This is a genomic window from Cellulomonas algicola (assembly GCF_003851725.1).
In the GTDB taxonomy this organism is placed as follows: domain Bacteria; phylum Actinomycetota; class Actinomycetes; order Actinomycetales; family Cellulomonadaceae; genus Cellulomonas; species Cellulomonas algicola.
Map to the genome: position 1 here is coordinate 1 of NZ_BHYL01000025.1, position 10,376 is coordinate 10,376.

Annotated in this window: 11 protein-coding genes; 2 read left to right on the forward strand and 9 right to left on the reverse strand. The window is 71.3% G+C overall.

The window, feature by feature from the left end; translation table 11 throughout:
* Positions 1–30 precede the first annotated feature (30 nt).
* The 4 genes from deoC to CTKZ_RS01515 form a co-directional block, all read right to left on the reverse strand.
* The gene (gene deoC / locus CTKZ_RS01500) at positions 31–714 is read right to left on the reverse strand and encodes a deoxyribose-phosphate aldolase (RefSeq protein WP_124341277.1); all 684 of its coding nucleotides are present in this window, start codon (positions 712–714) and stop codon (positions 31–33) included.
* Positions 711–1,889 carry an adenosine deaminase gene (locus CTKZ_RS01505; protein WP_124341278.1) on the reverse strand — a complete coding sequence of 393 codons (1,179 nt, stop codon included), beginning with the start codon at positions 1,887–1,889 and terminating at the stop codon, positions 711–713. Before CTKZ_RS01505 ends, deoC begins: the two co-directional genes overlap by 4 nt.
* A 55-nt stretch (positions 1,890–1,944) precedes the next feature.
* Positions 1,945–2,088: a hypothetical protein gene (locus CTKZ_RS22300; protein WP_225916298.1), complete on the reverse strand. Its 144-nt coding sequence runs from the start codon at positions 2,086–2,088 to the stop codon at positions 1,945–1,947.
* A gap of 165 nt (positions 2,089–2,253) precedes the next feature.
* Positions 2,254–2,739, reverse strand: a complete 486-nt coding sequence (locus tag CTKZ_RS01515; RefSeq protein WP_124341280.1) for a hypothetical protein — start codon at positions 2,737–2,739, stop codon at positions 2,254–2,256.
* A gap of 156 nt (positions 2,740–2,895) precedes the next feature.
* Here CTKZ_RS01515 and CTKZ_RS01520 point away from each other — a divergent pair, with 156 nt between their 5' ends.
* Together CTKZ_RS01520 and CTKZ_RS01525 are read left to right on the forward strand one after the other, a co-directional pair.
* Positions 2,896–3,588, forward strand: a complete 693-nt coding sequence (locus CTKZ_RS01520) for a DUF5626 family protein (protein WP_124341281.1) — start codon at positions 2,896–2,898, stop codon at positions 3,586–3,588.
* Positions 3,585–4,289: a hypothetical protein gene (locus tag CTKZ_RS01525; RefSeq protein WP_124341282.1), complete on the forward strand. Its 705-nt coding sequence runs from the start codon at positions 3,585–3,587 to the stop codon at positions 4,287–4,289. Before CTKZ_RS01520 ends, CTKZ_RS01525 begins: the two co-directional genes overlap by 4 nt.
* Positions 4,290–4,363: 74 nt before the next feature.
* Here the strand turns inward: CTKZ_RS01525 and CTKZ_RS01530 are convergent, their stop codons facing one another.
* The 5 genes from CTKZ_RS01530 to CTKZ_RS01550 form a co-directional block, all read right to left on the reverse strand.
* Positions 4,364–5,665, reverse strand: coding sequence for a thymidine phosphorylase (locus CTKZ_RS01530; RefSeq protein WP_124341283.1), 1,302 nt, complete (start codon positions 5,663–5,665; stop codon positions 4,364–4,366).
* A 34-nt stretch (positions 5,666–5,699) separates the two neighbouring features.
* A complete protein-coding gene (locus CTKZ_RS01535) occupies positions 5,700–6,113 on the reverse strand; it encodes a cytidine deaminase (RefSeq protein WP_124341284.1) in 414 nt (137 codons plus the stop codon).
* 49 nt (positions 6,114–6,162) lie between these two features.
* Positions 6,163–7,359, reverse strand: coding sequence for an ABC transporter permease (locus CTKZ_RS01540; RefSeq protein ID WP_124341285.1), 1,197 nt, complete (start codon positions 7,357–7,359; stop codon positions 6,163–6,165).
* A 98-nt stretch (positions 7,360–7,457) separates the two neighbouring features.
* Positions 7,458–8,702, reverse strand: a complete 1,245-nt coding sequence (locus CTKZ_RS01545; protein WP_124341286.1) for an ABC transporter permease — start codon at positions 8,700–8,702, stop codon at positions 7,458–7,460.
* Positions 8,702–10,285: an ABC transporter ATP-binding protein gene (locus tag CTKZ_RS01550; protein ID WP_124341287.1), complete on the reverse strand. Its 1,584-nt coding sequence runs from the start codon at positions 10,283–10,285 to the stop codon at positions 8,702–8,704. The genes CTKZ_RS01545 and CTKZ_RS01550 overlap by 1 nt, the downstream gene beginning before the upstream one ends.
* Positions 10,286–10,376: the final 91 nt, after the last annotated feature.

Genomic DNA, 10,376 nt, shown 5'->3' on the forward strand with positions numbered 1-10,376 from the left:
CAGGGGTCGGCCGGACGGTCCGGGATGGCGTCAGTAGCCGGCGTCGGCCTCGAGGCCCGCGAGCACGGCGGCGGTGCCCGACAGGCCGAGGCGGGTGGCGCCCGCGTCGACCATCGTGACGGCGTCGGCGGCCGTGCGGATGCCGCCCGACGCCTTGACGCCGAGGCGCCCGCCGACGGTCTGCGCCATGAGGGCGACCGCGTGCACGGTCGCGCCGCCCGCCGGGTGGAAGCCCGTCGACGTCTTCACGAAGTCGGCCCCGGCGCGCTCGGCGGCCTGGCACACGGCGACGATCTGGTCGTCGGTCAGCGCGGCGGACTCGATGATGACCTTGAGCACGACGTCGCCGGGCGTCGCGGCACGGACCGCCGCGATGTCGGCCTCGACCGCGTCGTACCGACCCTCGCGCGCCGCGCCGACGTCGATGACCATGTCGACCTCGTCGGCGCCGTCCCGCACGGAGCGTGCAGCCTCGGCGGCCTTGACGTCGCTGTGGTGCTTGCCCGACGGGAACCCGCACACCGTCGCGACGTGCAGCCCGGGCGCCGCGGACGTGTCGACCGGCAGGAACGACGGCGAGATGCAGATCGAGTACACCCCGAGCCGGGCGGCCTCCTCGACCAGGGTCTGCACGTCGGCGACGGTCGCCTCCGGCTTGAGGAGCGTGTGGTCGACGAGCCGGGCCAGCCCGGCGGCGTCGTGCGTCGTGGTCATGCGCGGTGCCTTCCTCCCCGGGCGGCGGCGTAGGCCGGCCGGATCACGGTGTCGATGAGTGCGTCGCGGTCGTCGTGGTGGGCGAACGCGTAGGCGGCCGCGGTCACGGCCACGTCCTGGAGGTCGTCGAGCGTCCAGCCAGCCTCCTGCACGAGCAGCGTGAGCTCGCGGGAGAGGGTGGTGCCGGACTGCAGACGGTTGTCGGTGTTGACGGTGACCTTGAAGCCGAGGCGCTTGAGGCGCGTCACGGGGTGCTCGGCGACCGTCGCGGCGATGCCGGTCTGGAGGTTCGACGACGGGCAGAGCTCGAGCGGTACGCGGCGGTCGCGCACCCACTGCGCGAGCGGACCGAGGCGGTCGCCGAGGTCGTCGGTCGCGATGTCCTCGACGAGGCGCGCGCCGTGCCCGATCCGGCACGCCTGCGCGACGTGCAGCGCCTGCGACACCGACTCGAGGCCCGACCCCTCCCCCGCGTGCACGGTCGCGGGGACGTGCGCCTCGGCGAGCGCGCGGAACGCGGAGGCGTGCTGCGAGGGAGGGAAGCCCTCCTCGGGCCCGGCGATGTCGAAGCCGACGACGCCGTCGCCGCGACGGGCGATCGCGAGCGCGGCGATCTCGTCCGCGCGGTCCGCCTGGCGCATCGCGGACAGGATCGTGCCGACGCGGATGGTCCGGCCCTGCGCGGCGGCCTCGGCGACACCCTCCGCGAAGCCCTGCTGGACCGCGTCGACGACCTGCTCGAGCGTCAGCCCGGCGCGCTGGTGCTGCTCGGGCGCGTACCGCGACTCCGCGTACACGACGCCGTCGGCGGCCAGGTCGAGCGCGGCCTCGCGCGCGACGCGCCGCAGCGCGTCGACGGTCTGCATGACGGCGACGGTGTGCTCGAACGTCTCGAGGTACCGCTCGAGGCTGCCCGAGTCGGCCGACTCGACGAACCACCGCCCGAGCGCCTCGGGGTCGGTCGTCGGCAGCTCGTGGCCCACCTCCGCCGCAAGCTCGACGATCGTCGCCGGCCGCAGGCCGCCGTCGAGGTGGTCGTGCAGCAGGACCTTGGGGAGCGCGGCGATCAGGGCGACGGCCGGGTCCGCGGCGTCAGGACCAGCGGGCCGATCGTCGACGACGGGCGGTGCCGGGACGACGCCCCCGTCAGGAGGGGGTGCGGCGGGGGACGTCATGGTTCCACCGTACCGGCGCCACCCGGTGCCGGACCGCGTCGCTCGGTACAGCCCGTCACCCTGCTTCCGGGTCCTGGTCGTCGTCGAGCGCGACCTCGGTGTCCTGTTCGACGACGTCGGCCTCGTCGGCGCGTCCCTCTCGGTCCGCCCGTGCGAAGCCGGGCCTGTACTCCTCCGGGCCGTCGTCGGCCTCGGCCACGTCATCGGTCAGGCGCCGCGGGCCGTCCCCGGTCACTGGCTCCAGACCGGCGTCGCGCCACGCGTCTTGTCCTGGGACGGCACTCATCGCGTTCCTCCTCGGCGGTCGGAAGTGCTCTCGGTCATCGTCCTCCGCCGATGCTCCCGGCGCACGCGCCATCACGCGTCAGGCGGTGCCCGTCTGCGCCTGCCGACGCGGTGCGACCGCGGAGACGGCGACCGCGAGGCCGGCGGTGACGAGAGTGAGCCCACCCAGGAGCCCCAGGTGGCGGAGGTCGACCACGCCGCCCGTCACAGCCGGGGACACGCCGAGCGCCGCCCCGACGAGAGTCGTGAGAACGTCGCGGGACCGCGCGCCGACGACCGCGACGACGGCGCCCACGAGCGCCAGGGGCCCGAGCGCCCACGCCACCGGAGTGAGGAAGACGGTGACGAGCGAGACGACCACGGCCGCCGCGCCGAGCACGGCGACGGGTCGGTCCGACCGCCAGGTGGCGACCCAGAGGAGGGCCGACGTCACGGGCGCGAGGAGGAGAAGCGGCAGGAGACGGTCGTCGAGCGGCAGTGCCTGGACGAGGGCGACGCCGAGAAGTGCTCCGGTGGCGGCCAACCGTGCGGCCGTCGCCGCACCGTCCCGCTGCTGGGTGGGCATGCTCGGATCCTGCCCGTCGATCTCCCCGTCACGCAACTTCCAGGGTATTGCGCCCGGCGTTTCACGTCGCTACGGTCGGCACGCACAATGACATTGGTCATTGGTATTGACACGGACTTGGGGTGAAAAGTGCCACAATCTAGATTCCGACGAGGCGTGCTCGCTGCCGCGTGCGCCGCGACCGTAGGACTTGCCACGATCTCGACACCCGCCGGCGCGGCGGCCGCGGTCCCCGAGGAAGTCGACGCCCACCTGCGCGCGTGGTGGACGACCTATGACGTGCCGGCCGACGTGCAGGGCCACCTGCTCGCGGCGCTGAGCGCCGGGGAGACGTGGGACTCGCTCGCGGGTGCCGCACCGACCTCCCGCGAGGTCCTCCAGGGCAAGCGGTCGACGACGACGGTGCTGACCTTCGCGGACGGCTCGATCACGGTCACCGAGGTGCAGAAGCCCGACCGCACACCAGCAGCGTCGATCCGGACCGTCGCCGTCGACGGTTGCCGGACGACCGTCGGCGGTTCGGGCTACCGCAACTACTACGACTGCCAGGCGCACGCCGACACGGGCGTCATCGCGATGGGCTTCTACATCTCCTACACCCTCGCGCAGGGCGGGCCCGACCAGATCATCGAGGTGCACAGCCCGTACCTCGCGACCACGGGAGGCACCGCCTCCCCGAACCCGCCGACCCTGGCCATCCGCAAGAAGCTGCAGAACTCGTCCGGCTCGGCGTGGGCGAACGCCACCACGCAGTTCACGGGCTACGGCTCCGGCGGGTCCAAGTCGGTGGACTTCCGAGCGCTCGTCGGCAACGACACGGCGTGGACCCGGTGGGAGGCGAAGCCGTGACCGCGCGGCGCAGGGCCGCCCGCGTCGCGCTGCTCGTCGCGATCGGGCTCGGAGTGATCTCGCCCGCGCAGGCGGCCGAGGGCACGACGGGCGACTTCACCGACGTCCGGGCGTACTGGAGCACGTACGGCGTCACGCAGGAGGTGCAGGACGAGCTGATCGAGAAGTTCGTCCGCACGGGGAAGGTCGACGCTCTGGACGGGGCTGCCGCGCCGGTGGCGACGTCGACGATCACGCGGTCGGGCGCGACCGAGCGGGTCGAGACGTTCAACGACGGCTCCATCCGCGTCTCTTCCTTCGAGAAGCCGAGCTCGCTCGGACGGACGACCGGTGTCAAGCCGCTCGCCGCGACGAATCTCAGCGGTTGCTCCGTGACGAGCGGATCCGGCTTCGTGACCTACAAGAACTGCCTCGTGTCGTCGGGCGACGGGTTCCGCTACATGTCGTTCCGAGCCACGTACGAGAAGTACTCCGGCGCCTACGCAAAGATTCTTTCGACGGGATCGCCGAGTACGTCGTCCAATTACGGCACGATGACATACCCGACGCGGTCGCTGTACCGCCCCAACTCGACGGCGACGCAGGACGCCGTGGCGAAGTACGTGTCCGAGTGGACGAGCTACAACGGTGCCTCGTCCGAGACGTGCTACACGTCCCTGTGGCTCACGAAGTCCGGCCAGGCGTCCGTCGGTACGTCCTGACCGTCGCCGCGCACGACGGTGCCCCGTGGCGCGAGCCTCCGGGGCACCGTCGTGTGCGTGCAGGTGGCAGATCGTCAACCGGTGATGCGGCCGAGGACGATCCTCCGATCGGGAGCCGGCCGACCTTCCGGCTCGACGACGAGGGCGGTGTCGAGTGCAGCGCGCGCCCGGTCGAACCGATCGGGCGTGTCGGTGTGCATGGTGACGAGCGGCTGGCCCGCTCGCACCGCGTCCCCCTGCCGGACGTGCAGCTCGACGCCCGCGCCCGCCTGCACCGGGTCCTCCTTACGGGCGCGCCCCGCGCCGAGCCGCCACGCCGCGATCCCGACCGCGTACGCGTCCACGGTCGTGACTATCCCGTCGGTCGCCGCGACGACCTGCTCGGTCTCGCGCGCGACCGGCAGCGGCGCGTCCGCGTCGCCCCCCTGCGCGCGGATCATGCGGCGCCACACGTCCATCGCGCGCCCGTCGGCCAGGGCCGCCGCAGGGTCGGCGTCGCGACGTCCCGCGGCATCGAGCATCTCTCGCGCGAGGGAGAGCGTCAGCTCGACGACGTCGGCCGGGCCCCCACCCGCCAGCACCTCGAGCGACTCGCGGACCTCGAGAGCGTTGCCCGCGGTCAGCCCCAAGGGCGTCGACATGTCGGTGAGCAGCGCCACCGTCGTGACACCGGCGTCCGAGCCGAGCTCGACCATCGTCTGCGCAAGCTCGCGCGCCCGGGTCTCGTCCTTCATGAACGCGCCCGACCCGACCTTGACGTCGAGTACCAGCGAACCCGTGCCCTCGGCGATCTTCTTGCTCATGATCGACGACGCGATGAGCGGGATCGCCTCGACCGTGCCCGTCACGTCGCGCAGCGCGTAGAGCTTGCGGTCGGCGGGCGCGAGGCCGGAACCAGCCTGGCAGATGACCGCGCCGACCTCCTCGAGCTGTCGCATCATCTCGTCGTTGGACAGCGCCGCGCGCCACCCGGGGATCGACTCGAGCTTGTCGAGCGTGCCGCCCGTGTGGCCGAGGCCACGGCCCGACAGTTGCGGGACGGCGACGTCGAACACCGCGACCAGCGGGGCGAGGGGCAGCGTGATCTTGTCGCCCACGCCGCCCGTCGAGTGCTTGTCGGACGTCGGACGGGACAGCGACGAGAAGTCGAGCCGCTCGCCGCTCGCGATCATCGCGGCCGTCCAGCGCGCGATCTCCACCCGGTCCATGCCGTTGAGCAGGATCGCCATGGCGAGCGACGACATCTGCTCGTCCGCCACGACACCGCGTGTGTATGCGTCCACGACCCAGTCGATCTGCGCGCCGGTCAGCCGACGCCCGTCGCGCTTGGCGACGATGACGTCGACGGCGTCGAACGCCTCGGTGGTGCTGCTCATGCGTAGGCCTTCCCTGCGTCTCGCGCGGCGCGCGTCACGCCCGCTCCTCCAGGTCCTCCGGACCGAACGCGTCCGGCAGGACCTCGGTCATCGGCTTGATGCCCGACACCGTCTCGACCAGCAGCCGCGCCCCGCCGTGCTCCCACAGCAGTTGCCGGCAGCGCCCGCACGGCATGAGCACGTTCCCGTGCCCGTCGACGCAGGTGAAGGCGACGAGCCGCCCGCCGCCGGACAGGTGCAGGCTGGACACGAGGGCGCACTCGGCACAGAGCGTCAGGCCGTACGACGCATTCTCCACGTTGCAGCCGACGACGACCCGGCCGTCCTCGACGAGCGCGGCAGCGCCCACGGGAAACGCCGAGTAAGGGACGTAGGCGCGCCCCATCGCCTCGGTCGCGGCCCCGCGCAGTGCCGCCCAGTCGACTCCCCCCGCAGACTGCTCCGTCACGTCGGTTCCTCCGTCCAGCAGGGCTGCACCGCGGCAGGGCCCTCGATCGTCACTTGCCGTAAGGGATGCCCTCGGCGGCCGGGGCACGTACCCGGCCGACGAGTCCAGCGACCGCGAAGATCGTCGCGACGTAGGGCAACATCGCCAGGAGCTGCGGCGGCACCGGAGTCCCGACGAGCGAGAGGTTGGTGCCGAGCGCGTCTGCGAAGCCGAACAGGAGAGCTGCGACGAGCGCTCCGCGCGGGTTCCACCGGCCGAGGATCATCGCGGCAAGCGCGATGTATCCCTTCCCGCCGGTCATCTCCTTGGTGAAGGCGAGGCCGAGCGCGACGGTGAACGCCGCACCCCCGAGTCCGGCGACGGCGCCGCCCAGCACGGTGTTGCGCCAGCGCGTCCGGTTCACGTCGATGCCGACCGTGTCGGCCGCCTTCGGGTGCTCGCCTACTGATCGCATGCGCAGACCCCAACGGCTGCGGAAGAGCATGACCTGCAGCAGGACGACGATGACGAACATCAGGTAGACGAGGGCGCTCTGGCGGAAGAGGACCGGGCCCACCACAGGGATCTCGCTGAGGAGCGGTATCGGGAGCACGGGAAGGCGCGGCGGCGAGTTGAGCAACGGGATGTTGTCCGACAGCACGGCTGAGAACAGGAAGCCCGTCAGTCCGATCACCAGGCCGTTGAGGACCACCCCGACGATGATCTGGTTGACGCGGTAGCGGATCGAGAAGAACGCGAGCAGGACGGAGACCAGCGCCCCGGCGACGGGTGCCGCGACCAGTCCCGCGTACGCGTTGGACGTCATCGACGCCACGACCGCAGCGAGGAACGCGCCCGCGAGGAGCTGGCCCTCGATCGCGATGTTGATGATGCCCGATCGTTCGCACAGGAGCCCGGCGAGCGACCCGAACACGAGCGGGATCGACAGGACGAGCCCGCCGACGAGCAGGCTCGTCAAGGTGATCGGCGCGACCTTGCCGGCGTCCGCCCAGGTGAGGAACGAGAGGACGATGCACAGGCCGAACACGACCGGGACCCACACGCCGACGCGACGGCGCGCACGCGTGCGGACGGCGACGAACGCCGCCAGGCCGAGTGCCACCAGCGAGAGGACGACCGCCGTGAGACGCGACGGCACCGTGACCGGAGCGATCTGCCAGGCGTCGGACGGCGTGGAGATCACGAACGTCGACTCGGCGCTGCCCGACGTGAAGACCCCGAACGCGAGCAGGGAAGCGAGTCCCATCACGGCATAGGTGATCGGTGCCTTCCAGCTGACCCGCGAACGGACTGCCGGAGCGACGTCGCCGACGAGTCCGCCGGGTTCCGGAGCGGTCAGGACGCTCACGCGGCCACCTCCTTCGGAGCGAGGACGGCGGTCCGACGGGCGCGCCGTTCGTCAGGGCTGGGCAGCCGGAAGATCGCCCGTACGAGCGGCGGGGCCGCGATGAGCAGCACGATCACCGCCTGGACGACCATCACGATGTCGATGGGCGTCCCGCTGACCGTCTGCATCAGCGGCGACCCCGCCCGCAGCGCCCCGAACAGGAGTGCCGCGAGCACGGTACCCACCGGCTTGGAGCGACCGAGCAGGGCGACCGTGATGGCGTCGAACCCGATCGTCCCCGCGACGCCGTCCTGCAGCACGCCCTCAGTACCGAGAACCTGCGTGACGCCGCCCATCCCGGCGAGGGCCCCGGCGATCAGCATCACCGAGACGTACACGGAGTTGATCCTGATGCCCGCGGTCCGGGCGGCATGCGGGTTGAGGCCTACCGCGCGGTACCGGAACCCCGCCGTCGAGCGCTCCATGAACCACCAGACGCCGACCGCGGTGACCAGTGCGAGCACGAAGCCCCAGTGGAGCCGGAACGGAGGCCCGAAGATCGACGGGAACATCGCGGTGGGCTCGATCTTGGGGCTGATCGGGTTGGTGCCCGGTCGCTTGAAGGCGTCCGTGGTGAGCAGGTACGCCATGAGGAAGACCGCGATCGAGTTGAGCATGATCGTGACGATGACCTCGTTCGCACCCGTGCGCGCCTTCAGGACGCCCGCGATGCCGGCCCAAGCGGCGCCGGCGGCGACACCGAACGCGATCGCCACCACCAGGTGCAGGCCTGCGGGCAGGTGGAAGGTGAACCCGGCGAACGCAGCGAAGGTCGCACCGAGGATGACCTGCCCTTGAGCACCGATGTTGAACAGCCCGGCCCGGAAGCCGATCCCGAGGCCGAGGCCGGCGAAGATGAGGGGCACCGATGCGGTCAGCGTCTCCGTGAACGGGCGCACCTGCCGCTCCGGCGTGCTGGCCTGCGGGTCGAAGACCGCGCCGCGGAAGAGCGAGGAGTACGCGCCGTAGACGGCGTCCCACACCGCCGTGAAGAAGTCGGCGGGCCGGGCGAAGAAGTAGCCGGCAGCCTTCTGCACGTCGGGGTCAGCCGCCGCGATGAGCACCGCGGCGAGCACGAGCGCAACGACGATGGCGAGGACGACGACCGTCGCATCGCTCGAGAGGATGTCGCGAGTGATCCTCGTCGCCCGGGACTCCTCGACGTGCTCGGCACGGTCGGTGCCCACGGAGGCCTCGGTCATCAGGACACCACTCCTTCGCCGCCGGCCTCGAGGTCGGCACCTCCGAGCGCCGTGTGGTGCTCGGTCACCTGCTCACGCGCTTCTTCCAGCGGGACGCCGGCCATCATGAGGCCGAGCACGTCCCGGTCGGTCTTCCCGTCGACGACGCCGACGACCCGTCCGCGGTACATGACAGCGATGCGGTCGGCGAGCGCCAGCACCTCGTCGAGCTCGGACGACACGATGACGACTGCGGTGCCGACGTCCCGCTCCGCGACGATGCGCTTGTGCACGAACTCGATTGACCCGACGTCGAGACCACGGGTCGGCTGCGAGGCGACGAGAAGCCGTAGCGGGCGGGACAGCTCACGCGCCAGGACGACCTTCTGCTGGTTGCCGCCCGACAAGGTCCGGACGGGCGCCTCGACGGACGACGTGCGCACGTCGAACTCGCGCACCTGCCGCTCGGCGTTGTCGCGGACCACCTTCGCGTCGACGGCGCCACGTCGGGCGAAGGGCGACCTGTCGTGCAGGTCGAGGATCAGGTTCTCCGCGATCGAGAAGTCGCCGACGACGCCGTCGGTGGTGCGGTCCTCGGGGACGAACCCCACGCCCAGGTCGAGGACCTCCTTGATGCTGCGCCCGGCGAGCGGCCTGCCGTCGAGCTCGACCGTGCCGCCCGTGGGCTTCAGCATCCCGAGCAGCACCTCGGCGAGCTCCGTCTGACCGTTCCCCTGCACACCGGCGACCGCGAGGATCTCACCGCCGTCCACCGTCAGGTCGACCCGGTCGAGGACCGGCACGTCGTTCGGGTCGAGCACAGTGAGCTCCCGGACGACCAGACGGCGACCCGAGGTCTGCGCCGGCTCCTTGTGGACGCCCAGGGTGACAGACCGACCCACCATCATCGACGCGAGCTCCTGCTCGGTCGACGTCGGGCTGGCCGCCCCGACGACCGCGCCCCGACGGATCACCGTGATGCGGTCGGCGATCGCCCGCACCTCACGCAGCTTGTGCGTGATGAAGACGATGGAGGTTCCCGCTTCCTTGAGCTGACGCATGATTGCGATCAGCTCGTCGGTCTCCTGCGGTGTGAGGACCGCCGTCGGCTCGTCGAGGATGAGGACGCGCGCGTCGCGGGAGAGCGCCTTGATGATCTCGACGCGCTGCTGGACGCCGACCGGCAGGTCCTCGACGAGAGCATCGGGGTCGACCTGGAAGCCGAAGCGGTCGGAGATCTCACGCACCAGCTCGCGTGCACGTCCAGCGTCGATCAGCCGGCCGCCACGCATCGGCTCGTGGCCGAGGACGACGTTCTCCGCCACCGTGAACACGTCGACGAGCATGAAGTGCTGGTGGACCATGCCGATGCCCGCGGCCATCGCGTCACCTGGTCCCGTGAAGGCCACCGGCTGGTCGTCGAGCAGGATCTGCCCGCCGTCGGGCTCGTAGAGGCCGTAGAGCACGTTCATGAGAGTGCTCTTCCCGGCACCGTTCTCGCCGAGGAGCGCGTGGATCTCACCAGGGTTGACGGTCAGGTCGATGCTGTCGTTCGCGACGAGCGACCCGAACCTCTTGGTGATGCCCCGGAGCTCGAGCTTCATGCGTGGTCCTCCTTCGACGGGCCGTCCTGGCCTCACTGTGGCACCGCGACATCCGTCGCGCACGGACCGATGAGACGGCGCGGCGCAGTAC

Coding starts and splice junctions, on each gene's coding strand:
- CTKZ_RS01550 (WP_124341287.1), bottom strand. CDS start 10,285: ATGAAGCTCGAGCTCCGGGGCATCACCAAGAGGTTCGGGTCGCTCGTC.
- CTKZ_RS01530 (WP_124341283.1), bottom strand. CDS start 5,665: ATGAGCAGCACCACCGAGGCGTTCGACGCCGTCGACGTCATCGTCGCC.
- CTKZ_RS01540 (WP_124341285.1), bottom strand. CDS start 7,359: ATGGGACTCGCTTCCCTGCTCGCGTTCGGGGTCTTCACGTCGGGCAGC.
- deoC (WP_124341277.1), bottom strand. CDS start 714: ATGACCACGACGCACGACGCCGCCGGGCTGGCCCGGCTCGTCGACCAC.
- CTKZ_RS01505 (WP_124341278.1), bottom strand. CDS start 1,889: ATGACGTCCCCCGCCGCACCCCCTCCTGACGGGGGCGTCGTCCCGGCA.
- CTKZ_RS01545 (WP_124341286.1), bottom strand. CDS start 8,702: ATGACCGAGGCCTCCGTGGGCACCGACCGTGCCGAGCACGTCGAGGAG.
- CTKZ_RS01515 (WP_124341280.1), bottom strand. CDS start 2,739: ATGCCCACCCAGCAGCGGGACGGTGCGGCGACGGCCGCACGGTTGGCC.